This window comes from Streptomyces sp. NPDC059002 (assembly GCF_042740435.1).
Lineage (GTDB): Bacteria > Actinomycetota > Actinomycetes > Streptomycetales > Streptomycetaceae > Streptomyces.
Genome location: NZ_JBHYJI010000010.1, coordinates 179,799 through 205,390, shown reverse-complemented (window position 1 = coordinate 205,390; position 25,592 = coordinate 179,799). Strand labels below are relative to the sequence as shown.

Below are 25,592 nucleotides of genomic sequence, written 5' to 3'. Positions count from 1 at the left end.
GAGAGCGCTTCCCTGACACGGAAGAGGTCACTGGTTCAATCCCAGTATCGCGCACCACACAGATGAAGCCCCGGCCGTTCCCACGGCCGGGGCTTCATCGTTCCCGGGATGCTCAGGACGAGAAGAGCATGTGCCCGAAGCTCTTGTGCCGCTTGTGGCCGCCGTAGTGACCGCCGTGGCCGCCGTGCGGGGCGCCCCACGCGGGAGCCTGGGCCGCGGGGTAGCCCTGGGGGGCCGGGGGCGCGGGGTACGCCTGGGGGGCCGGGGGCGCGGGCGGGGCCTGCTGGCCGCCCCACTGGGCCTCGAGCCGGGTCAGGGACTCCAGCTCGCCGTAGTCGAGGAATATCCCGCGGCAGCCGTTGCACTGCTCGATCTGGACGCCATTGCGGTTGTACGTATGCATCGGTGCGTGACACTTGGGGCACTGCATGGACGGCTCAACTCCTCGCCGGTGGTAACTGCTTCGCCGGATTACTGCCCGGCTTCGGTGCGTTGCACCCTACTTCGTGGCCTCCGGCGCCAACTCCTCCGGGAGGGTGGTCACTCGGGCCATGCGGTCGCAGGCGTCGACCAGAGCCTGCTCGATCTCGTCGAGGGGACGGTCCGCCGCGACGGCCTTGGCGATCGCCAGCGCCGCGGTCTGCACGGTCAGGGCGCGGGCCGGGACGTCGAGCACGGGCCAAGGGTCGGAGCCGTCCGCGGGGAGCGCGGCGCCGCGGGAACCCCGGTAGGCGTCCAGGAAGCGGGTCCACTCGTCGGGGGCGAGCAGGCCGCAGGCGTACCAGGCGGCGGGGCGGGCCAGGTCCCATGCGGGGGTGCCGGTGCCGAGGTCGTCCACGTCGATCAGGAGCCAGTGGTCCTCGGGGGTGCGGACCAGCTGGCCCAGGTGGAAGTCGCCGTGGCACACGAGGTGCGGGCCTGGCGCAGGGGCCTCCGCGCGGGCCCAGGGGGGCAGGGCCGCCCAGGCACGGAGGACCGGGGGTGCGGCCGGGTGGGGGCCCGCCGCGTGCAGCCTGGTCACGGCGTGGGCGGCCTTGGCGGGGCCGCGCATGGGGGGCAGCGGGTGCGGGAGGTCGCTCGGGGGGAGCGCGTGCAGCTGGGCCAGGAGCGTGGCGGCCGCTTCCCATGGGGCGGCTTCGGGGGTGTCGCGGTCTACGGGGGTGCCGTACGGCCAGAACGTGACGAGGCGGCCGTGCAGTTCGGTGGGGGTCGGGCGCAGGGGCCTGAGGAGGGTGTCCGCTAGGGGCGGGTGGGTGGCGGCTGCCAGGCGGGCGGTCAGGTCTGCGGGGTGGGAGTCCGGGGCGTGGGCCTTGACGACGATGGGGCCGTGGCGGAGGACTGAGGCGTCGGTGCGGTGGGCGAGGACGGGGGTGGGGCAGGTGCAGGGGGTTTTGGCTTCGGGGGTGGGGGTGGGGGTGGCGGTGGGGTGGGCTGCGGCTCTGGCCTTGGCGGTGAGGGTGGGGATGAGGGCGGTGGTCACGGGGGTCCCGGGGTGGTGGGGCTTTTGGGTGAGGGTACGCAGGGGTGGTGGGGTGCGGTGCTGTGGGGCGTGGGGCGTGGAGTGTGGGGCGCCTGCGGTTCGGTTGTGGGGCGGGGCCGCGGGGGTATGTGCGTACTCGCTATCCCGTGGTTTGTGCCGCGGTCAGTGTTTGCCGTCAGCGTGGGTCGAGGTGCTCCGTGCGCACATACCCCCACGTCCCCTCGCGAGCGTTTGCGGCTGCGGGTGCGTGGTCGCCTCCGCTGTGCCCACGTCGCCTGGGGGCGCTCACGGAGGCGCAAGCATGGGGTGGGCGGGCAAGGGGCCCGGTGCCGGGGGAAAAGAAACAACCCGCGCAGCTCCCCAGCTGCGCGGGTTGTCGTGCCGTCCGCCGCACCCCCGTCCCCACGGGGTTTCATGGCCGGATGTCCCCGCCCGGACCGCTCTTCCGGGCCTGGGGCGCCGCTCAGCGCCCCAGCATCACGCCCACGGACGACGCTTGTGTGACCACTGCGTCCCAGCCGCCGAAGACGACTACGAGCAGGGCTGCCAGGGGGAGGACCATGGCCGTCGCCACCAAGGGGTGACGCGTGCCGGACGGGCGGACGCCGAACGCGGAGAACCTGCGTCCTTGCGTGCGGAGCATGGTCCGCGGTGCCGTGTCCGCCATGGTTCCTCTCCTGACCGATCTCGATGTGGATTTGGCAGCGGCGGGTGCCTGACCTCGGGGGACGAGTGCTGCCACCCGCCGCTTGACTTCAAATCTAGGTGCGCGGGGGGTCCTGGACGTCATGCCCTCGTACCGATTGCCGGGCCTCCCGGAGGATGAGCGACCGGTCCGTATGTACTCCCGTGGGTGGAGACGAAGTCCTAGGACTCAGGGTCTTCCCGCAGGGGTCGGGCCGTGACTTCCGAGGTGTCCTCCCTCGGGACCGGCTGTTCGACCAGGGCCAGGACGCGGGTGGCCATGAAGCGCGCCGTGCGCACCACGGAGCCGCTGCGGGTGACTTCGCTCACTTCCACCACTCCCCTGCGCACCGCCGTCTCCACCCGGCGGCCCGCCCGGCTCGCCACCACTTCGTACGTACGCGTCGTGTCCCCGGCGTCCACGACTATCTCCACGCGATCACCCTTCACGGGATCAATCCCCCTTCAGCGATGGATGGTTGGGGATCGGGGTGGTGTGAACGGCCCCTCGTCCCCCGTGTCCTGACCACTCTTCAAGTTTCCCATCCGGCACTGACAATCGATCGGGCCGTGAGGGCGCGGCCTCTGCACGTGCCCGGCCGCGGAAACGTAAGCTGTGGCTCGTCAAACGGACCGGGTAGCGGGGATGGACATGGCGATGATGCGGCTCCGGCGCGAGGACCCGCGTGTCGTCGGCTCGTTCAGGCTGCACAGGCGCCTGGGCGCCGGCGGCATGGGCGTCGTCTATCTGGGCTCCGACCGGCGGGGCCAGCGCGTCGCGCTGAAGGTGATCCGGCCGGATCTGGCGGAGGACCAGGAGTTCCGGTCGCGGTTCGCGCGGGAGGTCTCCGCCGCCCGCAGGATCAGGGGCGGTTGCACCGCGCGGCTCGTCGCCGCCGATCTCGACGCCGACCGGCCGTGGTTCGCCACCCAGTACGTCCCCGGGCCCTCGCTGCACGACAAGGTCGCCGCGGAGGGCCCGCTCTCCGCCGCCGATGTGGCCGTGGTCGGCTCGGCGCTCGCCGAAGGTCTCGTGGCCGTGCACGAGGCCGGTGTCGTCCACCGTGATCTGAAGCCGTCGAACATCCTGCTGTCCCCGAAGGGGCCGCGGATCATCGACTTCGGCATCGCCTGGGCCACGGGTGCCTCGACCCTGACGCATGTCGGCACGGCCGTCGGGTCGCCCGGCTTCCTCGCGCCCGAGCAGGTGCGCGGTGCCGCCGTCACGCCCGCCACCGACGTCTTCGCCCTCGGCGCGACGCTCGCGTACGCGGGCATGGCGGACTCGCCCTTCGGGCACGGCAGTTCCGAGGTCATGCTCTACCGCGTCGTACACGAGGAAGCGCAGCTGCACGGCGTGCCCGACGCGCTTGCGCCGCTGATCCGGGCCTGTCTCGCCAAGGATCCCGAGGAGCGGCCCAGCACGCTCCAACTGTCGCTCAGGCTCAAGGAGATCGCCGCCCGCGAGGCGCAGGGGATCGGCGATGTGCGGCCGCCCGCGCCGCGGCAGGACCACGACCGGCCCACGGGGCGGCTCGCCGAGGGGTATGCAGAGCAGCGCACCCAGCGGCGGCTCGCTCCCGGTGCCACTCCCCCGCCGCGGACCGGCTCGTCGCGGCCCGGCTCGTCCCGCCCGAACGCCTCGCGGTCCGGCTCCCGGCCCGCGCCCCGCTCCGGCAGCAGGCCCGCCCCGCGCAGCGGCACCGGGCGGCAGGGGCCCCGCACCACGGGGACGGGGCGGCGCGGGCCCGCCAATCCGCGGCTGCTGCGGCAGCGGCTCTTCGTCTTCGTGGTGGTGACGCTGCTGGTCGCGCTCGGCATCGCTGCCGCGCAGGGGTGTCAGGGGCCCTCGCGCAGCCTCGGCGACCTGGACGTGCACAAGGAACAGACCCAGAGCCGCCAGGCCGATTCGGCGGGCGGGAGCTGAGGGCTCACGCCCCCGCTCAGAGCTGTGGGCGGCCCGTCGCCACCGCGTAGAACGCCACTGCCGCCGCCGCGCCCACGTTGAGCGAGTCCACGCCGTGGGCCATCGGGATGCGGACCCATTCGTCGGCCGCGACCAGGGCCTGGGTGGAGAGTCCTTCGCCCTCCGCGCCGAGCATCAGCGCGACGCGGTCCATCCGGTGCGGGGCCGCCTCGTCCAGGGACTTGGCCTTCTCGTCCGGGGTGAGGGCGAGCAGGTTGAAGCCCGCCTCGCGCACGCCTTCCAGGCCCTTGGGCCAGGACTCCAGGCGGGCGTACGGGACGGAGAAGACGGCGCCCATCGAGACCTTGACCGAGCGGCGGTAGAGCGGGTCGGCGCAGTCCGGGGAGAGCAGGACCGCGTCCATGCCGAGGGCCGCGGCGGAGCGGAAGATCGCGCCGATGTTGGTGTGGTCGTTCACCGCCTCCATGACGACCACGCGGCGGGTGGTCGCGAGGAGTTCGTCGGCGGTGGGCAGCGGCTTGCGCTGCATGGAGGCGAGGGCGCCGCGGTGCACGTGGTAGCCGGTGACCCGTTCGGCGAGCTCCGGGCTCACCGCGTACACGGGAGCAGGGAGTTCGTCGATGACGTCGCGCATGACGTCGACCCACTTGGCCGAGAGCAGCATGGAGCGCATCTCGTAGCCGGCGTCCTTGGCCCGTCTGATGACCTTCTCGCCCTCCGCGATGAACAGGCCCTCGGCCGGTTCGCGCTTGCGGCGCAGTTCGACGTCGGTCAGTCCGGTGTAGTCGCGCAGGCGCGGGTCGTCGGGGTCGTCGACGGTGATGAGATCAGCCACAGGGTGATACTGCCTTGTCCTGGGTGTGGTGCCAACGGCTGGGGACGGGTTCCGTTACCGCTGGTTACGTGCGGGTGCTTCGGGGACGGTTACGCGGGCTCTGCCAGGCCGGCCTTCACCACGTCGCCGATGACGATGACGGCCGGGGGCTTCACCTCGTGGGTGCGCACCGCGTCGGCGACCGTGCCGAGCGTCGCGTCGACGCGGCGCTGTGCGGCCGTCGTGCCCTCCTGGATCAGGGCGAGCGGGGTGTCGGCCGCCTTGCCGTGGGCGATCAGGGCCTCCGCGATCTTCCCGATCTTGTCGACGCCCATCAGGATCACGAGGGTGCCGCGCAGCTTGGCCAGGGACGCCCAGTCGACCAGGGAGCGCTCGTCGTCCGGCGCCACGTGGCCGCTGACCACCGTGAACTCATGGGCGACGCCCCGGTGGGTGACCGGGATGCCTGCGGCCGACGGGACCGAGATCGAGCTGGAGATGCCGGGGACGACCGTGCAGGCGATGCCCGCCTCGGCGAGCGCCTGGGCCTCCTCCATGCCGCGGCCGAAGACGTAGGGGTCGCCGCCCTTCAGGCGGACGACGGCCTTGCCCTGCTTGGCGTGCTCGATCAGGGCGTTGTTGATCGCCTCCTGGGCCATGAAACGGCCGTACGGGATCTTCGCCGCGTCGATGACCTCGACGTGCGGCGGGAGTTCGTCGAGGAGGTCGCGGGGGCCGAGGCGGTCGGCGATGACGACGTCCGCGGCGGCGAGCAGTCGGCGGCCGCGGACCGTGATCAGGTCGGGGTCGCCGGGGCCGCCGCCGACCAGGGCGACGCCCGGCGTGCGCACCCGCAGGTGCGGGGCGACCAGGCTGCCGTCGCGCAGTCCCTCGACGACCGCGTCGCGGATGGCGGCGGTGCGGCGGGGGTCACGGTCCTGGATGTCGCTGCTGAGCACGGCGACGGTGACGCCCTCGGAGCGGCCGGTGGCCGGGGTCCAGGCGGTGGCGGCCTCGGCGTCGTCGGAGCGGACGCACCAGACGCGGTGCCGCTCGGCTTCGGCGGATGCCTGGGTGTTCGCTGCGGCGTCGCTGGTGGCGATGAGGGCGTACCAGGCGTTCTGGAGGTCGCCGTTCTCGTAGCGGCGCCTGGTCCAGGTGATCTCGCCCGCGTCGGCCATCGCCTCCACGGAGGGGGTCGCCGACGGTGATACGAGGAGGACGTCCGCGCCCGCCTTGATGAGGGCCGGGAGGCGGCGCTGGGCCACCTGGCCGCCGCCGAGGACGACGACGCGGCGCCCGGTCAGGCGGAGGCCGACGGGGTAGGCGGGGTTTTCGGCCGTGGGCATGGCTGGTGGCTCCTCGTGCGGGGCGTTGCGGCTGCCGCTGCGGCGGTGCAGCGGCGGGGGTGTTGACGTGCGGGTTCAGTATGGCCGGGGCGGGTTGGGTTCTCTTCCCCAAGCCCGCCCCTTCCCGGCCGTGACATTCTGCGGCTCCGCCGCGTGCGGGGCTTTGCCCCAGCCCGTGTTCGCCTCGGGGCCTACTTCTCGGTGACGCCCGCCGAGTCGAACGTGGCCACCTCGTGCATCGCACGGGCCGCGCTCTGCACGACCGGCAGGGCGAGCAGCGCGCCCGTGCCCTCGCCGAGGCGCAGGTCGAGGTCGACCAGGGGGCGCAGGCCCAGCTTGTTCAGGGCCGCCACATGGCCCGGCTCCGCGCTGCGGTGGCCCGCGATGCAGGCCGCGAGGACCTCGGGGGCGATGGCGCGGGCGACCAGGGCCGCGGCGCCCGCGCTGACGCCGTCCAGGATCACGGGGGTGCGCAGGGAGGCGCCGCCGAGCAGGAGGCCGACCATCGCCGCGTGCTCCAGGCCGCCGATCGCCGCGAGGACGCCGATCGGGTCCGCGGGGTCGGGCTTGTGGAGGTCGAGGGCGCGGCGGACGACCTCGACCTTGCGGGTGTGCATCTCGTCGTTGATGCCCGTGCCGCGCCCCGTGACCTCGGAGGGGTCGGTGTCGGTGTAGACGGAGATCAGGGCCGCGGACGCGGTGGTGTTCGCGATGCCCATCTCGCCGGTGAGCAGGGCCTTGTTGCCCGCGGCCACCAGGTCGCGGGCCGTCTCGATGCCGACCTCGATGGCCGCCTTGACCTCTTCGCGGGTCAGGGCGGGGCCGGTCGTCATGTCGGCGGTGCCCGCGCGGACCTTGCGGGGCAACAGGCCCGGGGTGGCCGGGAGTTCGCTGGCCACGCCCACGTCGATGACGCAGACCTCGGCGCCCACCTGGTTGGCGAAGGCGTTGCAGACCGCGCCGCCGCCGAGGAAGTTGGCGACCATCTGCGCGGTCACCTCCTGGGGCCAGGCCGTGACGCCCTGGGCGTGCACGCCGTGGTCGCCCGCGAAGATCGCGACGGCCGCGGGCTCCGGGATGGGCGGCGGGCACATCCGGGACAGGCCGGAGAGCTGGGCGGAGATGATCTCCAGCATGCCGAGCGCGCCCGGCGGCTTCGTCATCCGCTTCTGGCGTTCCCAGGCCTCGCCGAGCGCCTTGGCGTCCAGCGGGCGGATGTTGGAGACGGTCTCGGCGAGCAGGTCGTGCGGGTCCTCGCCGGGCAGGGCGCGGCGGCCGTACGTCTCCTCGTGGACGACCCAGGAGAGCGGGCGGCGCTTGGACCAGCCCGCCTGCATCAGCTCGGGCTCGTCGGGGAACTCGTCGACGTATCCGACGCAGAGGTAGGCGACGACTTCGAGGTGCTCGGGCAGGCCGAGGGCGCGGACCATCTCGCGCTCGTCGAAGAAGCTGACCCAGCCGACGCCGAGGCCCTCGGCGCGGGCGGCGAGCCAGAGGTTCTCGACGGCGAGCGCCGAGGAGTACGGGGCCATCTGCGGCTGGGTGTGCCGGCCGAGGGTGTGGCGGCCGCCGCGGGTGGGGTCGGCGGTGACGACGATGTTCACCGGGGTGTCGAGGATGGCCTCGATCTTCAGTTCCTTGAACTGCTTCGCGCGGCCCTTGGGCAGGGACTTGGCGTACGCGTCGCGCTGGCGCATGGCCAGTTCGTGCATCGTGCGCCGGGTCTCGGCGGACTTGATGACGACGAAGTCCCACGGCTGGGAGTGGCCGACCGACGGGGCGGTGTGCGCGGCCTCCAGGACGCGGAGCAGCACCTCGTGCGGGATGGCGTCGCCGCGGAAGCCGTTGCGGATGTCGCGGCGCTCGCGCATGACGCGCAGGACGGCCTCGCGCTCGGCGTCGTCGTAGGCCGGAGCGGGGGCGCCGACGGCGGCCGGGAGTTCGGCGGAGGCGTCGACGGGCTCGCCCGCCGCGAGGGCTTCGGGGGCCTGAAGGACTTCGGGGCCCTCGGGGGTCTCCGGGGCCTCGGTCGTGTCCGGGGTTCCGGCGGCCTCGGCGGCCTCCGGTGCTTCGAGGGCCTCGGGGACGGCCGGTGCCGGGAAGGCCTCGGCTCCCTCGGGTGCCACGGGGTTCTCAGGTGCTTCGGGCGCTACGGCCATCTCAGGTGCTTCGGCCACTTCCGTCACTTCGTTCGCATCGATCGGTTCGAACGAGATGACTTCGTCGGCCTCGTCCAACTCCTCGGCCACATCGGCCGTCTCGGGCGCCGCGGGGAACCCGGCGGGCACGACCGGCGTGACCGGCCCTGCCTCGGCGTTCTCCACGGCTTCGCCCGTGGTCTCGCTGACCGGAACCACTGCCTCCGGCGCGGGAGCCGCGTCGGCGGGGGCAGCGCCCTCGGTGGGGGGTGCCGCCGCGACACCGCCGCCGTCACGCGGGGCGGGCACGGTGGCGGGGGTCGGCACCGCGTCCGCGGCCGCCGGGTCCTCCGCGGGGGCCGCGGCCTGCGCCGCTCCCTGCTCTGCCACCGGCGGTACGACGACGGGGGCGGCGCCCGCGTCGGCGGGCTCGGCGGGGGTGGCCGCCCGGACCGCGAACTGCTCGGCGTCCGCGGCGGCCTCGGCCTCGGGAGCGGTCTCGGGAGCGACCTCCGGAGCAGCCTCAGCGGCCGGTCCCTCCGGCGGGACGGCGAGCGGCTGCGGCGGGGTCGGCGCCAGGTGGGGCGTGGTCGGCACCATGCCGTCCACCGGCACGAACTGGCCGATGGGCGTGGGCACTTGGGCTCCGCCGTCACCGGACAGCGACGAGGGCACCGGGGTCCCGGCGTCCTGGGGCGTCTGGGGGCCGGGGATGTGCGGGCCCTGGGCCGCGTGCCGGGCCTCGGCCGCCTGGCCGCCCTCCCCGCCGCGTACGCGCTGGGTGCCGACCGCGCCGAGTCCGGCGGGCATGCCCTGCGCGGTGTCGGGGGCGAGGCCGGGCCGCCCGGCCTCGTCGGCGTGCGGGATCCCGGACCCGTCCCACGGCTGGGCCGACGCGACGGCGAACGGGGTCTGCCCGACGGCGGCGGGCACGGCCTGGGCGAAGGCGGGCTGCTCGCTCATCGGGGCGCCCATCGGGTCGACCATCCGATCGCCCATCCGATCGCCCATCGGGAACGCACCGGCATCGGCGACGGGCTGCCCGGCCGGAGCGGCACCGGGGACGGGCATGGCCGCGGGGACGGGCCGGGCCGCGGCGTCGGCGGCGTCCGCCGCGTGCGGGAAGGCGGCGGGACCGGGCGCGCCGGGCAGCTCGGCGCCGGGCACGGGGGTGCCGTGGGCCGGGGTACCGGGCAGCGGGGTCCCGGGGAGCTGAGCACCCGGCACCTGAGCGCCCTGCATCTGCGCACCCGGCATCGGGACACCCGGCACAGGAGTGCCCGCGGCCGGGGTGCCCTGCTCGAACTCCGCGCCCTGGGCGGCGTACAGCCCCTGCTCGGGGGTCTGCGCGGGGTGCATGGGCGGTACGGAGTGCGCGGGCTGCTCGGCGGCAGCGGGTGCCTCCGGTGCTTCTGTGGTCTGTGATGCCGATGCGTCCTCAGGGACACCTGGGACACCCGGGGCGCCTGAGGCACCCGAGGCGGCCGCGACACCCGAGGCGTCCGGGGCGCCTGAGGCCCCAGCGTCGCCTGGGACGACCGTTTCTGCTGCTGCGGCGTAAGCCCCCTGAGGCGCGGAAGGCTGGGGCGAGTGGGACGGCTGCGGCTGCGGAGTCCACGGCGTGGCCCCCTGCGGGATCTCACCGAGCTGCGGCCCGGGGACACCTGCGTCGTCGCGCGGGATGTCGAGGTACTCGGGTCCCGTCGTCGGCGGACCCGCGTGCCGTACGGGCACGGCGTGCTGCGGCGGCGTCGCACCGGCCGGGCCGCGGTCGGCGAGCGATCGCACGGGGCTGCCCGCGCCGTCGGGCACGGCGGGCCCCGAGGGGCCGCGGTGCAGGGGACGGCGGGCCGGTCCCGCGTGCGACGAGGCGGGCGGGGAGCCGGGCATGCGGACGCCGTTCAGGTCGACGGAACCGCTGTCACGGCCCGCGGTCTCGTGCGGACCCGGCTGGTGCACCGCCTGCGGCTGACCCGTCGCGGGACGGGCGTGGCCCGGAGCCTGGGCATGACCGGGGACCTGGGCGTGGCCCGGCTGCTGTGCCGACTGTGCCTCGCTCCACGCCCCCTGGGCGCCCGGCATCAGCAGCAGGTCGTCGTCCTCGGCGGGGCCGTCGGAGGGGTCGAGGAAGGTGTACGCACCCGGCGCGGGGACGCCCGGCTGTTCCACCATGCCTGCGTTCTCCGGCAGCCCCTCGCCCGGGACCTGGCCGGTGTCGGTCATGCGTAACCCCTCGCCCATCGGTTAGTGCGTCTTCGACCGTCCCTCAGCCTTCGGCCGGGGAGGCCCCATTGCCCGGAGCGGCGCACCAACCGCCCGTCATCCTCAACGAGCGTGCGCGCCGCGCGGCACGAACCGCGTACCGGACAACAGGCATTGTCCCGGTCGGCCCGCCACCGCGGCAGCTTGATCGGCCACGGCCCGCTGTGGACTGCGCCACGTTGCGCGTCCTCCGGTCCTGCCGTACCACACACACCCCTCAAAACGGGCGAGCTTTCCGGACATTGACCAACGAACTGCTGGCCACCCGAGTGCAGTACAACGATCGGCCAGCCTACCTCGCGCCGTGTGCCGACAGGGTCACGGGGAACGGTCGGGCAGCCGCCCGGAGAGCAGGAATACCACCGTCCGCTTCTCTTCCCGCCAGGCACGTGTGTCGAGCTCCACGGACTGCAGGAGGGCGCATTCGACGACGTATCCGTGCTCGGTGAGGTCCCTGCCGATGAGTTCGGCGGCGTCGCGTGTCGCCGCATGCGTCACGATGCGCTCCGGGCGGCGGTCGGCGACGGCGGAGACCACCGCGGCTCCCCCGCCACCGACGCGTACGACATCGGGCTCGGGCAGGTCTTCGAGGATGTGCGGGGCGACGCCGTGCACGGTCTGCGCCTGCACGCCGAAGCGGCGCACCGCGGCCGTGGTGCGGCCCAGCGCGTCCGGGTCCCGGTCGACGGCGATCACGGCGGCGCCGAACCGGGCCGCCTCCGCGGTGAAGGCGCCGCTGCCGCAGCCGATGTCCCAGACGAGGTCGCCCACGCGCGGACCGAGGCGGGCGAGTTGGGCGGAGCGCAGCCGGTCGGTCTCGCCCTCGCCGAGCCAGACGTCACCGCCGTACTCGGCGGCGGGCAGCGCCCAGCCGCGCGGCGCCGATGCCGGTTCGCGTCCGGCGATCCAGCCGGTGTCGGACGAAGCGGCGGCGCCGGGTCCCGAACCGCCGATGACGATGACGACGTTCGGGTCGCGCCAGCTGTGGTCGGCGGCCTTGTCGGAGGTGACGACGGAGACCTGCTCGCGGTCGGTGCCGAGTTCCTCGCAGATCACGAAGGTGCGGTGGACGCCCTGGAGGAGCAGGCCGAGCTCGGCGGGGCCCGCGCCCGGCGAGGTGAGGACGGCGACCTTCGGGTGGGCGCGGCAGACGTTCACGGCGCGGCGCAGGGTGCGGCGGTGGGCGACCACGACCTCGGCGTCGTCCCAGGGCATGCCCGCGCGGGCGAAGGCCTGGGCGACGGCGGAGACGGCGGGCACCACTTCGACCTCGAGGCCGAATTCGGGGGCGCGCAGGGTGCGTACGACACCGAAGAAGCCGGGGTCGCCGTCGGCGAGGACCACGGCGGTGCCGCGGTGGGCGGCGATGCGGCGGGCGGCGAGGGACACGCTGCCGAGGCGGATCCGTTCGGCGCGGGCGGGGACCTCGCCCAGTGCCAGGTGGTGGGCGGCGCCCGCCACGAGGGTGGCCGCGCCGAGCGCGGAGCGCGCGGCGGCGGTCAGTGGCGTGCCGTCCCAGCCGATCACCGTGACCCGGTCGGCCATCGTCGTCTGTCTCCTGAGGTCTCGCGGGTCGTCCGTGCGGGGCGGCGGCAGGGGGGCGACCGCGCACGCGGCCAGGGGCGAGCGTACCTGGTGGAGCTCGGCGGCGCCCGGGCGACGTGGGCCGTCCGCGCGGTCCTGCGGGGTCCGGCTCAGTTCCAGTCGGAGTAGGCGGAGAAGCCGGTGTCGGCGAGGCTCTCGGAGACGCCTTCGATGTCCTCGGGGAGCAGGCTCCACACGATGAGGTCGGTGCGGACGTCGAGCCAGCCGCCGAACGGGTCGCCGCCGTTTCTCGTGCGCGCTATCCAGGCGCCGCGCAGGACGCCCTCGCTGATGCAGCCGATCTTCTGCGCGACCTGCTGGGCGGCGGTGTTGTCGGCGGCGGTGCGCAGCTCGATGCGTTCGAACTTCTGGTCGTGGAACAGCCATTGAGCGGTGGCGAGCGCCGCCTCCGACGCATAGCCCTCGCCGCGGGCCCAGGGCGCCACGACGTAACTCAGTTCGCTGGAGCGCACCCGCCAGTCGGTGCACCGCAGTTGGACGATGCCGACAAGGCGCTGGGTGAGGAACTCGGTGACGGCGAGGACGATGCCGCGGCCCTCGGCGCGCTCGGCGGGGGCGAGCCGGGTGATCCACGCACGGGCGTCGTCCTCGGTGTAGGGCTGGGGCACCGAGGTCCAGGCGGTGACGAGTTCGTCGTTCATCATCTCCGCGTACGCGGGGACGTCCGCCTCTTCGAGGGGGCGCAGCACCAACCGCTCCGTGCTGATGGAGATGTCGGGAAACCCTGAGGTGTCCGACGTGCCCGATGCTCCCGAGGAGGCTGTAGTCATGCGCCGCTCCATACCCTTCATAGACCTGAAGGACCTTCAGCTCCAGGCCTTCTGAAGTGCCCAGCATGCAGCATGTCGGCGCGCGGACGCACCACGGGGTCCTCTCCTGTATCGGGAGAGGACCCCGTGGGTGTGCCGGGTGCGGCGGAACGTTCAGCCCGTCGCGACGGGCAGGACGGATCCCTTGTACTTGTCCTCGATGAACTTCTTCACCTCGGGCGAAGTCAGCAGTTTCGCCAGCTTCTTGATCCGCGGGTCGTCCTCGTCGCCCTTCTTGGCGGCGAGGACGTTGTTGTAGGGATTGCCCTTCGCGGACTCCAGGAGGATGGCGTCCTTCTTCGGGCTGAGTCCGGCGTCGAGGGCGTAGTTGTTGTTGATGACGGCCGCGTCGAGGTCGTCCAGCGAGCGCGGCAGCTGGGCCGGTTCGAGCGGCTTGATGGTGAGCTTCTTCGGGTTGGACGTGATGTCCTCGGGGGTGGCGGTGCCGCCGACGCCCTTCTTGAGCCCGATGACGCCCTTGGAGGCGAGCAGTTGGAGCGCCCGGCCCTCGTTGGTGGTGTCGTTCGGAACGGCCACGGTCGCGCCTTCGGAGAGGTCGGCGACGTCCTTGGCCTTCTTCGCGTACACGCCCATCGGTGGCAGGTACACCTCGGTGACCGGCACCAGGTCCGTCTTCTTGGACTTGTTGAAGTCCGTCAGGTACGGGGTGTGCTGGTACAGGTTGGCGTCGAGGGAGCCCTCCTGGAGCGCGGTGTTCGGCGTGACGTAGTCCGTGAACTCCGTGATCTGGAGGTCGAGTCCCGCCTTCTTCGCGAGGTTCTTCTGGATGTACGCGAGGACTTCGCCGGCCGGGGTCGGGGTGGCCCCGACGACGAGCTTGTCGCCGGAGCCTCCCGAGCCGCCGTCGGAGTCCGCGCCGCACGCGGTGAGGGCGAGCGCGAGGGCCAGGGTCCCCGCGGCGGCGCCCATGACGGACGTACGCATGATCAGAACGCGGCGACGACGGCGCCGTCGTACTTCTCGTCGATGAACTTCTTGACCTCGGGCGAGGTGAGGAGCTTGGCGAGCTTCTTCACGCGCGGGTCGTTCTCGTCGCCCTTCTTCACGGCGAGGAAGTTGCCGTACGGGTTGCCCTTGGCGGCCTCGGCGACGAGGGCGTCCTTGGCGGGGCTGAGCGCGGGCTTGGCCTCCAGGGCGTAGTTGCCGTTGATCACCGCGGCGTCGACGTCACCCAGGCTGCGCGGCAGCGTGGGGGCCTCGAGCTCCTTGAACTTGATGTTCTTGGGGTTCTTGGCGATGTCCTTGGGGGTGGCCTCGTAGCCGACGCCCTTCTTGAGCTCGATGATGCCGTTGTCGGCGAGGAGCTTGAGGGCGCGGGCCTCGTTGGTGGTGTCGTTCGGGACGGCGACGGTGGCGCCGTCCTTCAGGTCACCGAGCTTCTTGAGGCTCTTGGAGTAGACGCCGAGCGGCTCCAGGTGAACCGTGGCCCCGGGGACGGGCACGATGTCCGTGCCGTTCTTCTTGTTGAAGTCGTCCAGGTACGGCTTGTGCTGGAAGTAGTTCGCGAAGACCTCGCCCTGCTGGACGGCGGTGTTCGGCGTGACGTAGTCGGTGAACTCCTTGACCTCGAGGTCGAGACCGGCCTTCTTGGCGAGGTTCTTCTGGACGTAGTCCAGGATCTCGCCCTGCGGCGTCGGGGTCGCGGCGACGACGAGCTTGCCGTCCTTGTCGGCGGAGTCCTTGTCGGAGCCGCAGGCGGCGAGGCCGAGGGTGAGGGCTCCGGTGGCGAGGACAGCGGTGGTGATCTTGGCGGTGTTACGCACGAAAAGTGCCTTTCTCCATGGGTGGTGCAGCCCCGCGAAGGTGCGCGGGGAAGTCTGCGGGTGGGGCCCGGGCGGGCCCCGGTCAGCCGGTCTTGGTGGTCGTCTCGGCGGCGACGGTGCCGGGCAGCACTCCGCGCAGCGGCCTGAAGAGCAGCAGCGGACCGGAGCCGCCGCCGCGCTTGTGCAGCCTGCGGGCGGCGTAGTCGCCGGCGAACTGGATGATCGAGATGACCACGGCGAGGATCGCCACGGTGATCCACATCAGTTCGGTCTCGAAGCGCTGGTAGCCGTAGCGCAGCGCCAGGTCGCCGAGGCCGCCGCCGCCGACCGTGCCCGCCATCGCGGAGTAGCCGATGAGGGCGACGATCGTGGTGGTGGCGCCGGAGATCAGCGAGGGCAGCGACTCCGGGACGAGGACCTTGCGTACGACGGTCCAGGTGGAGCCGCCCATCGACTGCACGGCCTCGACGAGCCCGCCGTCGACCTCACGGACGGAGGTCTCCACCAGGCGCGCGAAGAACGGGATGGCGCCGACGGCGAGCGGCACGAGGGCGGCCTCGCGGCCGATCGTGGTGCCGACGATCCAGCGCGTGAAGCCCATCAGGGCGACCATCAGGATGATGAAGGGCATCGAGCGCGCGATGTTCACGATCTGCCCGAGCACCTTGTTGAGCACGGTGTTCTGCAGGAGCCCGCCGCGCTCGGTGAGGATGAGCAGGATGCCGATGGGCAGTCCGGCGACGATGGCTATGAGCGTCGCCCAGCCCACCATGTAGAGGGTGTCCCAACACGCCTGCTCCAGCAGGGGCTGCATCTCCGACCAGGTCACTTGGCACCTTCCTTGACCAGCAGCGTGGCGTCCTTGGGCGTGGTCGAGGAATCCTCGCCCGCGATGTCGACCTGCAGGCCCTGCTCGCGCAGGAAGCCGATCGGGACGACGTTCTCCTCGAAGCGGCCGGGCAGTTCGATGCGCATGCGGCCGACCTGCTTGCCCGCGACGGTGTCCATCGCGGCGCCGAGGATCGAGATGTCGATGTTGTAGGTGCGCGACAGCTGGGAGATGACCGGCTGGGTGGCGGCCTCGCCGTGGAAGGTCACGTCGACGACGGTGCGGTTCTCGCCGGTGGCGTCGCCGCTGACCGGGAAGAGCGCGGCGGCGAGTTCGGATCCGGGCGTCGCGAGCAGCTCGCTGACGGTGCCGGACTCGATGATCCGTCCGCGCTCCATCAGGGCGGCGGAGTCGCAGACGCTCTTGACGACGTCCATCTCGTGCGTGATGAGCAGGACGGTCAGGCCGAGCTGCTGGTTGAGGTCGCGCAGGAGCTGGAGGATGGAGCGGGTGGTCTCGGGGTCGAGGGCGCTGGTGGCCTCGTCGGAGAGCAGCACCTTGGGGTCGCCGGCCAGGGCGCGGGCGATGCCGACGCGCTGCTTCTGGCCGCCGGAGAGCTGGCTCGGGTAGCTCTTCGCCTTGTCGGCGAGGCCGACCAGGTCGAGCAGTTCGAGGGCCTTGCGGGAGCGTTCCTGGCCGGAGAGGCCGAGGATCTCCAGGGGCAGCTCGATGTTGGCCTGCACGGTCCGCGAGGACAGCAGGTTGAAGTGCTGGAAGACCATGCCGATGCGGTTGCGGGCCCGGCGCAGTTCCTTGCCCGCGCGCTGGCCGCGTCCGGCCAGGGCGGTGAGGTCCTGTCCGTCGACGGTCACCGTGCCGGAGGTGGGGCGCTCCAGGAGGTTGACGCAGCGGATCAGGGAGGACTTGCCGGCGCCGGACTGGCCGATGACGCCGTACACCTCGCCCTCACGGACGTGCAGGTCGACTCCGTCGAGGGCGGTTACTTCACGACCGCGTGAGCGGTAGACCTTGGTGAGGCCGGAAGTGGTGATCACAGGGGTTTCCGTCACTGTCGAGTGCGCGGCAGGCGGTGCCGGGCACGGGGCATTCGTTCGGAACGCGGCACGGTTCTCGCGGTGGTGGTGCGGTGGAACCGGAGGACGTGTGCGCGGGGCGGGCTCGCTTCCTACGTCGAGTACGGCTCGTACGTCACGTAGGGGCGCGGCACAGCGGCTTCGCTTCGGGGCGCGAGGCTCAGAGGTGGTGCGGGGGCCCTCAGAAGGCGCACATTCGACACATACAACGAGCACCGGGCGTCATCATCGCCTCGGTCGCAAGGGTGCGGCTGCTCGTCGTGGTCATGGGCCCAAGTAAAACACGCGTGAGGTGGCTGTCCACCACCGCTGTCCGTATAGCGGACAGCGGTGGGACGGCTGCGGACACCGGCGGCCGAGGGCTCATGCGGCGCAGGTGATCTCCACGCCACCCGCCGTGGCCTGCGCGGACACCGCCGACAGGTCCTTGACGAGGACGTCGGCGGACAGCTCGGCGCCGTCGTGCGTTGTGGCCAACGCCACGGTCTTCATGCCCGCGGCCCGACCTGCCTGAAGACCCGCGGGGGCGTCCTCGAAGACCACGCAGCGCGCCGGGTCGACGCCGAGCTTCCCGGCCGCGAGCAGGAAGGGCTCGGGGTCGGGCTTGCCGCGCGTGATGTCGTCGGCGGCGATGAGCAGTCCGGGGCGGATGCCGACCTCGGCGAGCCGGGCCTCGGCGAGCCTGCGGGTCGCCGAGGTCACCACGGCCCAGCGGTCCGCGGGGAGCGAGGCGAGCAGCTCGCGGGTGCCGGGAAGGAGGACGACACCGCCCGCCACGTCGGAGACCTCCAGCTCGTCGATGCGGGCGACGGCCTCGGCGACCTTCTCCGGGGGCAGCAGGTCGGCGGCGATCTCGGCGGCGGGGCGGCCGTGCAGCTCGACCCGGCCGAAGTCCTCGGCGGTGATCCCGTACTCCTGCGCCCAGCGCGTCCAGCAGCGGTACACCGACTCCATGGAGGAGATGAGGGTGCCGTCGTTGTCGAACAGGAGCGCGTCAGCCTGGATCTTCATGGTCACCGACCCTACGCGGCACCCTCCCGGCAGGTCGTCATCGGGCGGCCCCGCCGGTCCCCAGGGCCGCGCGCATCGGGTCAAAGGACCCGTAATAAAGTCACGGGCATGCTTGACGCCCTGACGATCGCGGTCTCCGTGGCCGCGCTCGCCCTCGCCGCCTGGTGCGGTCTCGCCGCCTACCGCGACCAGCCGACCAAGGACTGGCACTTCATCGGCATGGGCGTGGTGACCTTCCTCGCCCTGGTCCAGCTGATCGTCGGCATCGTCCAGCTCGCGCGGGGCGAGGACCCCGAGCAGGGCACGACGATCTTTGTGGCGTATCTGCTCGGCTCCTTCGCGTGCGTCCCCGCGGCGGGCTTCATGTCCCTCGCGGAGCGCTCCCGTTGGGGCTCGCTGACGGTCGCCGCGGGCGGCGTGGTCCTCGCCGTGCTCGAAGTGCGGCTCTACGACATCTGGGGAGGCTGAGGTGACGGTGACCGAGCCCGACAAGAACGCAGGCACGGACGCGACTCCCGCCCGGCAGAAGCTGATCACCGGCCCCGGCATCCTGCTGGTGTGGCTGTACGGCGTGATGGTCGTCGGCGCGGTGTCGCGGTCGGCCGTGCAGATCTCGACGGACTTCGACAAGGCCCCGCTCGCGTACACGCTGTCCGCGATCGCGGGGGTCGTCTACGGCTTCATCACCTACTCGCTCGTACGCGGCGGTGACACGGCCCGCAAGGCGGCGCTGGTGTGCTGCGCCGCCGAGCTCGTGGGGGTGCTCGCCGTGGGCGCCTGGACGTTGGCGGAACCCTCCGCGTTCCCGGACGCCACGGTGTGGTCGGACTTCGGGATGGGGTATCTGTTCATCCCGGTGCTGTTGCCGGTGACGGCGATCTTCTGGCTCACGAAGGCGCGGAAGGCGTACGCCGGTTAGCGGTTCACCTGCGGGCCGGTGAGGGCTCGGCGCGCAGGTCCCCGCGCCCCGTACGGGGCACTAAGCGCTCGCCACGTACGCGCCCGCCGACACGTCCTTGGCCAGCGTCACCACCGTGAGCCGCTCGTCCACCCGCTCCGTGCGCACCGGCGCGTACCCGTGCTTGCGGTACAGCTGAAGATTCTGCTCACTGCGCTGGCCGGTGAAGAGCTGGAAGCACTTCGCCGTGCCGGCCGCGCCGAGCCGCCGCTCGACCTCGTCGAGGAGCCGCCCGCCGAGGCCGTGCCGCTGCATCCTGGGGTGCACGATGAGCTTGCCGATCCGGGCCGTGCCCGCCACGTCGACCGTGCCGCGCACGGAGGCCACCACCTCGTCGCCGAGCCGGGCCACCAGGACGACGCCCGTGGTCAGTTCGGCCCTGATGGAGTCGAGCGACTGCGTCAGCGGCTCGATCGAGTAGTCGTCGTAGAGCTCGGCCTCGCTCTGGTAGCAGAGGTACTGCAGTTTGAGGATCTGTTCGGCGTCCGCTTCGGTCGCCGCCGAGATGGTCACGCTCATGCCCATGTGTGCATGCCTCCCGCTCACCTGCTCCACCGGTTGTCTATCGCTCCTTTCCCCAGGGTTCAGGAGCTGCAACCTCCGCCGCCAGCATTCTGCGCAGGCATCCCAGGCATCGGGAACGTTCCGGCCCCAGGCTGCCCTGTGACATTCCCAACTCCCCTGCGATTTCGCGGTAGGTGAGGTCCTCGGGGGACAGCAGCGCGGCCATGATGCGGGGGCAGCGGCCGGGCAGCCTGCGCACCGCGGCGTGCAGGGTGCGGTGCCGGTCGGCGGTCAGTGCGCGCTGCTCGGGGCCGCGCTCGCCGTCGTCGGCCGGTTCGGTCGTGTACGCCACTTCGCGCTGCGCGGTACGACGGTTGCGGCGCGCCTCCGACTGGACGGCGCCGCGCACCCACAACGCCGGGTCGGCGGGCGGCCCTTCGGACTCCAGGCGCTCCAACAACAGCAGCCAGACGCCCTGTTCGAGGTCTCCGGGGTCGGTGCCGGAGCCGAGCGCCTCCGCGGACGCCTCGGCGGCGAGCAGCGGGCGCAGGGCGGGGATGAGCGTGGGGGCGAGGTCGTAGGTCATGCAGGGCGGGACGCGGCCGCTCCGGCGTCGGGTTTCCGCAGCGGCCGTCTCTCACCCCAACCGGGCCCTCGGGGTCAGCCGTTGACGAAGTCGGCGGCCGCGAGGAGCGCGGTGTCGCAGTTGTCGGAGAAGATCCCGTCGATGCCCGTCGCGAAGTACGCCTTGAAGGCGCCGAAGGCGTCTCCGTAGGCGTTCGGGTCGGTGCCCTTCTTGAAGTCGGTCGGCAGGAAGGTGTTCTCGTTGCGCATCGTGTACGGGTGCAGGATCAGGCCCGCCGCGTGCGCGTCCTTGACGAGGGTGGTGGGCGTGCCGAGGCTGCCGTCCGCCTTCTTCGGGATGATCAGGTCCAGGGTGGGACCGATGCCCTGCGCGAAGCCCGCCATCCAGGTCAGGCCCTCGGGCTTGATGAGGTCGGCGACGGTGCGCGGGTCGCCCGCCTCGACGAAGTCCCAGGGGCGGGAGTTCGCGGTGGACAGGAGCACGACGCGCGGCGCGGAGACCAGCTTGGCCAGGCGCTGGAGGCTGCTGGGCTCGAAGGACTGCAGGAAGTTCGCCGAGTTCTTCTTGTGGCGTCCGTAGCGGCGCAGGAGCTTGGCGAGCGGCTCTTCGAGGCCGAGGCCCAGCTTGCGGAAGTACGTGGGGTGCTTGGTCTCGATGTGCAGCCAGACCGGCCTGCCGCGCCTGCGGCCCTGCTGGTCGGCCCACTTCAGGACCTCTTCGAGGGTGGGCACGTCCCAGCGGCCGTCGTAGAGGGTGTTGCGCTGGCGGGTGCCGGGGATGCGCTCCTTGGCGCGCAGCGTCTTCAGCTCGGCGAGCGTGAAGTCCTCGGTGAACCAGCCGGTGAGCGAGACGCCGTCCACGGACTTGGTGGTCTTGCGGGACGCGAACTCGGGGTGCGCCGAGACGTCCGTCGTCGCGGTGATGTCGTTCTCGTGACGGCATACGAGATGGCCGTCCTTGGTCGGCACGACGTCCTGCTCGATGACGTGCGCGCCCATGTCGAGGGCGAGCTGGTACGAGCCGAGCGTGTGCTCGGGCCGGTAGCCGCTGGTCCCCCGGTGCGCGACGACCGTGGGCACCGGCAGGTCCTGGTAGCCGCCGTGCCCGCCGTGCCCGCCGCCGTGCCGCTCGCCGGCTCTCGCCATGCCGGGCAGCCCTGCCACGGCCGTGCCCGCGCCGAGGACCGCCACCCCCAGTACCGCCCGCCGCCCCGGGCTCGTTCCCGGCTGCTGCTGACCCGACTCCTGCGTCGCCATTGGCGCTCCTCCCGATGTACCGCCTTGCACCTGACAAAGCGGGACCGATCGTAGGTGGCCGCGAGTGACGAGTGGGAGCCCCCGGACGGAACGGCGGGATGACGGCATGTGGCGAGTGGGCGCACCATGGAGGTGGCGGTCGCCTCCTGGGGCCGCTACGCAGAGAGAAGTGTGTGCGTGACAAGGACCACTACTTCGGGCCACACCGCCCCCTCGGGGATACGGTCGTCGCAGAGACGACGCCCCAGGGCAATACCGTGCAAACTCAGGTCAACACTGCGTATCGAGTGCATGAACCCGATGTGCAATCGGCTGCGACCCACGAGTATCGTCCTCACCTGCATTTACTCGTCGTCGACCCGTTGACTCCGGAGGGCCTGTTGTCCCGTCTAGCGCTCATCAAGGCAGTGCTCGGACCGATCTTGCGCCTGATGTTCCGCCCGCGGGTAGAAGGCGCCGAGAACATCCCGGGGACCGGTCCGGTGATCCTGGCCGGAAACCATCTGACGTTCATCGACTCGATGATCCTGCCGCTGGTGACCAACCGACCGGTGTTCTTCATCGGCAAGGACGAGTACGTCACGGGCAAGGGTCTCAAGGGCCGCCTCATGGCGTGGTTCTTCACGGGCGTCGGCATGATCCCGGTGGACCGCGACGGTGGACGTGGTGGTGTCGCCGCCCTCATGACCGGTCGGCGCATTCTCGACGACGGCAAGGTCTTCGGCATCTACCCGGAGGGCACGCGCTCCCCCGACGGACGCCTGTACCGGGGCCGTACCGGCATCGCCCGGCTGACCCTGATGACCGGCGCGCCCGTCGTCCCCTTCGCGATGATCGGCACGGACAAGCTCCAGCCCGGCGGGAAGGGGCTGCCGCGGCCCGGCAAGGTGACGGTCCGCTTCGGCGAGGCGATGGAGTTCTCCCGTTACGACGGGATGGACCGCGACCGGTACGTGCTGCGGGCCGTGACCGACTCCGTGATGACGGAGGTCATGCTGCTCTCCGGCCAGGAGTACGTGGACATGTACGCCACGAAGGCGAAGGCCGCGTAAGCCTTTAGTTTCGGTGCGCCCGCCCAGGTGCCGAGGACCAACTCCTCTGCACCGGGGCGGGCGTTCTGCGTTTCGCTTGCTCGGCGACGTGGGCACAGCGGGGCGACGAGCCCCGTAAGGGGCGCGGGGAACTGCGCGCTCAGCCCCCTGCGGCCCGCAGACGAATGGACCGGCACCGCGGAGCGCTAATGCTCGAGGCCGTCCTCCAGCTTCTGGCCCTTCAGGAGGAACCACGCCGCGACGGCCGTAGCAAAGAGCACCGCCGAGCCGACCCCCGCGGCGGTCTGGAAGCCGTCCGTGAACGCCCCGCGCGCAGCGGCAAGCATGGCGTCCGCCTGCGCCGGAGGCAGCGTCGCCGCCACCTCGACCGCGCCGCCGAGCGAGTCGTGCGCCGCGGCGGCCGCGTCGGCGGGGACGCCCGCCGGAGTGGTGAAGTCCCGGTAGATGCCGGTGACGACGGAGCCGAGGAAGGCGATACCGAGGGCCGCGCCCAGTTCGTACGCCGTCTCGGAGACCGCGGACGCCGCGCCCGCCTGCTCCTTGGGCACGCTGGAGAGGATCACGTCGGCGGTGACGGTGAAGGCGAGGCCCGCGCCGAGGCCGCCGAGGAACAGCGCGCAGCCCAGCGCCACCACTCCGGTGTCCGCGCCGATCGCCACGCAGGCGGCGAGCGCGAGGCCGACCGCGGCGAGACCGCCGGAGACAGCGCTGCGCACCGAGGCTTTGCGGGCCACGATGCCGGCCGTGAGGCCCGCGCCCACCGCGCCGACGGCGGCGGGCAGTTCGATGAGTCCGGCCTCCAACGGGGAGCGCACCTGGACCAGTTGCAGGAACTGGGAGAGGAAGAAGACGAGTCCGGACAGGCCGAGGATGGTCAGCAGGTCGGCGAGTACGGCGCCGGAGAAGCCCTTGTGGTGGAAGAGCCGCATGTCGAGGAGCGGCGACTTCAGCGTCAACTGGCGTCGTACGAACCAGAACAGGGCCGCGATGCCGAGGGCGGCGGCCGCCACGATGTCCCAGCGGAAGCCGTGCACGGCCGCTTCCTTGACGGCGTAGACGACCGCGACCATGCCGACGAGGGAGAGGCCGACGCTGATCAGGTCCCAGGGGCCGGGGTTCGGGTCGCGCGACTCGGGCAGCAGCTTCATGCCGACGAGCACGAGCACCGCCATCACGGGCAGGTTGATCAGGAAGACCGAGCCCCACCAGAAGTGTTCGAGCAGGAAGCCGCCGACCACGGGGCCGACCGCGGCGCCCGCGGAGGCCGCGGCGCCCCAGATGCCGACGGCGAGGCTGCGTTCCTTGGGGTCGTGGAAGATGTTCCTGATCAGGGCGAGCGTGGACGGCATCAGGGTCGCGCCCGCGACACCGAGCAGCGCTCGCGCGAGGATCATCATCTCCGGGCTGCTCGCGTACGCGTTGAGCACCGAGACGGCGCCGAACGCGACGGCGCCGGTGAGCAGCAGCTTCTTGCGGCCGATGCGGTCGCCGAGGCTGCCCATCGACACGAGCAGGCCCGCGATGATGAAGGAGTAGACGTCGCCGATCCAGAGCAGCTGGGTGCCGGACGGCTTGAGGTCCTCGCTGAGGAAGGGCGTCGCGAGGCCGAGCACGGTCGCGTCGACGGCGACCAGGAGTACGGCGAGCACGAGCACGGCGAGGGCGAGCCAGCGGCCGGGGCTGCGTTCCACTTCGGCAGGAACGGTCCGCTGGTGGGTGCTGGTCATGAATCCACTCTCCGCTGTGCGCCGCCGATCAGCAGCTCGGCGATCATGTACGAGAAGTCCTTGGCGGCCACTCGGCCGTCCTGCACGGCCCAGGCGCCCGAGCCGATGAGCCCGTAGAGCGCCTCGGTGAGCCAGGCGGGTGTCAGGTCGATGCGGAACTCGCCGCTCTCCTGGCCGCGCCGGAAGAGTGCGCCGACGTGGGAGTCCAGGCGGGCCCAGCCCTCGTTCTGGGTGTCGCCCTCGAAGAGCTGGTTCTCGGTGACGAGGAACGCGAGCAGCCCCGCGGCGGGCTCGATCTCCCGGACCAGGCGGCGCAGGGCGTCCTGGGCGCTGTCCTCGTCGAGCCTGGCCCGTTCCAGGGCGGCCTCGCACTCCTGGAGTCCGAGGTCTTCGAGGGCCCGTACGAGTGCGTCGCGGCCCGCGAAGTGGCGGTGCAGGGTGGCCCGGCTGATGCCCGCTGCGCGGGCGACCTCATCCATCGTGGAGGTGGCTTTTCGGGTGAGCAGGGCCGCGGCGCTGCGCAGGACCTGGTCGCGATCGACTGACATGAGACAACCATAATCCACGTGAGACAGGGACGTCTCACCGGTTTGTCGCCGGTCACCGCGCCGGGCGCCGCCTCAACGCCGGAACAGCGCCGGAGCAGCGCCGGAGCGGCCGGACGGGCGCCTCAGCGCCAGGGCAGCCGCGCGCGCCGCTCCCAGTACGCGGCGGGCTCCTCCACGAGCCCCGCGAGGCGCTCCAGCTGCTCGCCGGTCAGGTCGACGGCGGCGGCGTGCAGGTTCGAGACGAGCTGGACGGAGGTGGCCGCGCCGGACAGCACGACGCCGGTCCACGGCTGGCGGAGCAGCGCCGCGAGCGCCACCGCGTCGCAGCCGAGCCCCGTCTCCCCGGCGACCTCGCGCAGTACCGCGGGCGCGTGCGGGGCGGCGAGCCTGCCGTTGGCCATGCCTTCCTTGACGAGCACGGTCAGGCCCGCGCCGTGCGCCTCGGCGAGCGCGGGTCCCGCCGAGGTCTCGAAGAGGTTGTAGGTCGCCTGGACCGTACGGAAGAGCGGCTTCCCGTCCACGGTCACGGCGAGGGCGGCGCGGATCGCGGCCGCCTGCTCGGGGCCGCTCACGGAGAGGCCGACGGTCACGCCGTCGGCCGCGAGTTCACCGAGCCGCGCGTGCAGTTCCTTGTCGGTGAGCGCCGGGCTCCCGGGCGTCACGGAGTGGATCTGGTAGAGGTCGAGCCGGTCGCCGAGCAGCTCGGCGGTCTCGGCGCGCTGGCGGGCGTACGCGGCCGCGCTGTGGTCCTTGACCTCGTGCGGGCCCTCGGCGTCGGTGCGCCAGGCCGCCGTGTACGTATAGCCCCACTTGCTGCCGACGACGACGTCGCGGATGTCGGGCCGCGCGTGCAGCCAGTCGGCGAGGAACTCCTCGGAGCGGCCGTAGGAGCGCGCCACGTCGACGTAGCGGATCCCCAGCGCATAGGCGGCGTCGAGGAGTTCGAGGGTGCGTTCGCGCAGCGCCTCGACGCTGCGGGACGGCGGCAGGTCGGCCTCGCGGTCCAGCGTGATGTAGCCGGGCCTGCCGACGGCGGCGAGACCGAGCCCCATGTGCGCGGTCGGGGTCGTGGCTGCGGCCAGCCGGGCGAAGGGCATCACGGGCTCCGTTCGGTCGGTTCCTTGCGGATGCCGACCAACGTATCCCGCGATGCCCGTTCTGCTCCTGCCCGGCGT

General features: G+C 72.3%; 24 protein-coding genes. 4 read left to right on the top strand and 20 right to left on the bottom strand.

Translation table 11 applies throughout. The features are described from left to right. Positions 1-112: 112 nt before the first annotated feature. The 4 genes from ACFWZ2_RS12595 to ACFWZ2_RS12580 all read right to left on the bottom strand — a co-directional run bounded on the left by ACFWZ2_RS12595 (position 113) and on the right by ACFWZ2_RS12580 (position 2,614). Positions 113-430: a zf-TFIIB domain-containing protein gene (locus ACFWZ2_RS12595; RefSeq protein ID WP_384545049.1), complete on the bottom strand. Its 318-nt coding sequence runs from the start codon at positions 428-430 to the stop codon at positions 113-115. A gap of 69 nt (positions 431-499) precedes the next feature. Then, positions 500-1,480 (bottom strand): aminoglycoside phosphotransferase family protein, encoded by a 981-nt coding sequence (locus tag ACFWZ2_RS12590; protein WP_384545048.1) that lies wholly within the window; start codon positions 1,478-1,480, stop codon positions 500-502. A 463-nt stretch (positions 1,481-1,943) separates the two neighbouring features. Then, positions 1,944-2,147: a hypothetical protein gene (locus ACFWZ2_RS12585; RefSeq protein ID WP_384545047.1), complete on the bottom strand. Its 204-nt coding sequence runs from the start codon at positions 2,145-2,147 to the stop codon at positions 1,944-1,946. A 200-nt stretch (positions 2,148-2,347) separates the two neighbouring features. Then, on the bottom strand, positions 2,348-2,614 hold the full coding sequence (locus ACFWZ2_RS12580) for a hypothetical protein (RefSeq protein WP_384545046.1): 267 nt from the start codon (positions 2,612-2,614) through the stop codon (positions 2,348-2,350). A 196-nt stretch (positions 2,615-2,810) separates the two neighbouring features. Between ACFWZ2_RS12580 and ACFWZ2_RS12575 the strand changes: the two genes are divergently transcribed. Continuing rightward, positions 2,811-4,091 (top strand): serine/threonine-protein kinase, encoded by a 1,281-nt coding sequence (locus ACFWZ2_RS12575; protein ID WP_384545045.1) that lies wholly within the window; start codon positions 2,811-2,813, stop codon positions 4,089-4,091. 16 nt (positions 4,092-4,107) lie between these two features. Here ACFWZ2_RS12575 and ACFWZ2_RS12570 read toward each other — a convergent pair whose 3' ends face one another. The 10 genes from ACFWZ2_RS12570 to ACFWZ2_RS12525 all read right to left on the bottom strand — a co-directional run bounded on the left by ACFWZ2_RS12570 (position 4,108) and on the right by ACFWZ2_RS12525 (position 17,786). Further along, positions 4,108-4,926, bottom strand: a complete 819-nt coding sequence (locus ACFWZ2_RS12570) for a TrmH family RNA methyltransferase (protein WP_384545044.1) — start codon at positions 4,924-4,926, stop codon at positions 4,108-4,110. A gap of 89 nt (positions 4,927-5,015) precedes the next feature. Then, the gene (gene cobA, locus ACFWZ2_RS12565; protein WP_384545043.1) at positions 5,016-6,254 is read right to left on the bottom strand and encodes a uroporphyrinogen-III C-methyltransferase; all 1,239 of its coding nucleotides are present in this window, start codon (positions 6,252-6,254) and stop codon (positions 5,016-5,018) included. Between the two features lie 191 nt (positions 6,255-6,445). Beyond that, positions 6,446-10,615 (bottom strand): nicotinate-nucleotide--dimethylbenzimidazole phosphoribosyltransferase, encoded by a 4,170-nt coding sequence (gene cobT / locus ACFWZ2_RS12560; RefSeq protein WP_384545042.1) that lies wholly within the window; start codon positions 10,613-10,615, stop codon positions 6,446-6,448. 357 nt (positions 10,616-10,972) lie between these two features. Next, the gene (cbiE, locus tag ACFWZ2_RS12555; protein WP_384545041.1) at positions 10,973-12,199 is read right to left on the bottom strand and encodes a precorrin-6y C5,15-methyltransferase (decarboxylating) subunit CbiE; all 1,227 of its coding nucleotides are present in this window, start codon (positions 12,197-12,199) and stop codon (positions 10,973-10,975) included. Between the two features lie 149 nt (positions 12,200-12,348). Next, the gene (locus ACFWZ2_RS12550; protein WP_384545040.1) at positions 12,349-13,029 is read right to left on the bottom strand and encodes a GNAT family N-acetyltransferase; all 681 of its coding nucleotides are present in this window, start codon (positions 13,027-13,029) and stop codon (positions 12,349-12,351) included. A 153-nt stretch (positions 13,030-13,182) separates the two neighbouring features. Further along, positions 13,183-14,013 (bottom strand): MetQ/NlpA family ABC transporter substrate-binding protein, encoded by an 831-nt coding sequence (locus ACFWZ2_RS12545; protein WP_384545039.1) that lies wholly within the window; start codon positions 14,011-14,013, stop codon positions 13,183-13,185. 2 nt (positions 14,014-14,015) lie between these two features. Continuing rightward, positions 14,016-14,852, bottom strand: coding sequence for a MetQ/NlpA family ABC transporter substrate-binding protein (locus tag ACFWZ2_RS12540; protein WP_384545038.1), 837 nt, complete (start codon positions 14,850-14,852; stop codon positions 14,016-14,018). Between the two features lie 82 nt (positions 14,853-14,934). Further along, a complete protein-coding gene (locus ACFWZ2_RS12535; protein WP_384545037.1) occupies positions 14,935-15,681 on the bottom strand; it encodes a methionine ABC transporter permease in 747 nt (248 codons plus the stop codon). Further along, entirely contained in the window at positions 15,678-16,736 is a 1,059-nt protein-coding gene (locus ACFWZ2_RS12530; protein WP_384545036.1) for a methionine ABC transporter ATP-binding protein, read from the bottom strand. Before ACFWZ2_RS12530 ends, ACFWZ2_RS12535 begins: the two co-directional genes overlap by 4 nt. A gap of 402 nt (positions 16,737-17,138) precedes the next feature. Further along, the gene (locus ACFWZ2_RS12525; RefSeq protein ID WP_384545035.1) at positions 17,139-17,786 is read right to left on the bottom strand and encodes an HAD family hydrolase; all 648 of its coding nucleotides are present in this window, start codon (positions 17,784-17,786) and stop codon (positions 17,139-17,141) included. Between the two features lie 108 nt (positions 17,787-17,894). On the opposite strand from ACFWZ2_RS12525, the gene ACFWZ2_RS12520 reads away from it, so the two are divergent. Both ACFWZ2_RS12520 and ACFWZ2_RS12515 read left to right on the top strand, forming a co-directional pair. Continuing rightward, a complete protein-coding gene (locus ACFWZ2_RS12520; protein ID WP_384545034.1) occupies positions 17,895-18,254 on the top strand; it encodes a hypothetical protein in 360 nt (119 codons plus the stop codon). A gap of 1 nt (position 18,255) precedes the next feature. Beyond that, positions 18,256-18,705, top strand: a complete 450-nt coding sequence (locus tag ACFWZ2_RS12515; protein ID WP_384545033.1) for a hypothetical protein — start codon at positions 18,256-18,258, stop codon at positions 18,703-18,705. 60 nt (positions 18,706-18,765) lie between these two features. Here the strand turns inward: ACFWZ2_RS12515 and ACFWZ2_RS12510 are convergent, their stop codons facing one another. The 3 genes from ACFWZ2_RS12510 to ACFWZ2_RS12500 form a co-directional block, all read right to left on the bottom strand. Further along, a complete protein-coding gene (locus ACFWZ2_RS12510; protein WP_384545032.1) occupies positions 18,766-19,269 on the bottom strand; it encodes a GNAT family N-acetyltransferase in 504 nt (167 codons plus the stop codon). Positions 19,270-19,306: 37 nt separating this feature from the next. After that, on the bottom strand, positions 19,307-19,834 hold the full coding sequence (locus tag ACFWZ2_RS12505) for an RNA polymerase sigma factor (protein WP_384545031.1): 528 nt from the start codon (positions 19,832-19,834) through the stop codon (positions 19,307-19,309). A gap of 74 nt (positions 19,835-19,908) precedes the next feature. Beyond that, positions 19,909-21,090: a glycerophosphodiester phosphodiesterase gene (locus tag ACFWZ2_RS12500; protein ID WP_384545030.1), complete on the bottom strand. Its 1,182-nt coding sequence runs from the start codon at positions 21,088-21,090 to the stop codon at positions 19,909-19,911. Positions 21,091-21,452: 362 nt separating this feature from the next. Between ACFWZ2_RS12500 and ACFWZ2_RS12495 the strand changes: the two genes are divergently transcribed. Continuing rightward, positions 21,453-22,142 (top strand): lysophospholipid acyltransferase family protein, encoded by a 690-nt coding sequence (locus ACFWZ2_RS12495; protein ID WP_079074771.1) that lies wholly within the window; start codon positions 21,453-21,455, stop codon positions 22,140-22,142. Between the two features lie 185 nt (positions 22,143-22,327). Here the strand turns inward: ACFWZ2_RS12495 and ACFWZ2_RS12490 are convergent, their stop codons facing one another. The 3 genes from ACFWZ2_RS12490 to ACFWZ2_RS12480 form a co-directional block, all read right to left on the bottom strand. Next, a complete protein-coding gene (locus ACFWZ2_RS12490) occupies positions 22,328-23,869 on the bottom strand; it encodes an MFS transporter (protein WP_384545029.1) in 1,542 nt (513 codons plus the stop codon). Further along, complete coding sequence (locus ACFWZ2_RS12485; protein ID WP_384545028.1) at positions 23,866-24,417, bottom strand: TetR/AcrR family transcriptional regulator; 552 nt, start codon at positions 24,415-24,417, stop codon at positions 23,866-23,868. The genes ACFWZ2_RS12490 and ACFWZ2_RS12485 overlap by 4 nt, the downstream gene beginning before the upstream one ends. A 122-nt stretch (positions 24,418-24,539) precedes the next feature. Beyond that, the gene (locus ACFWZ2_RS12480; protein WP_384545027.1) at positions 24,540-25,514 is read right to left on the bottom strand and encodes an aldo/keto reductase; all 975 of its coding nucleotides are present in this window, start codon (positions 25,512-25,514) and stop codon (positions 24,540-24,542) included. Positions 25,515-25,592: the final 78 nt, after the last annotated feature.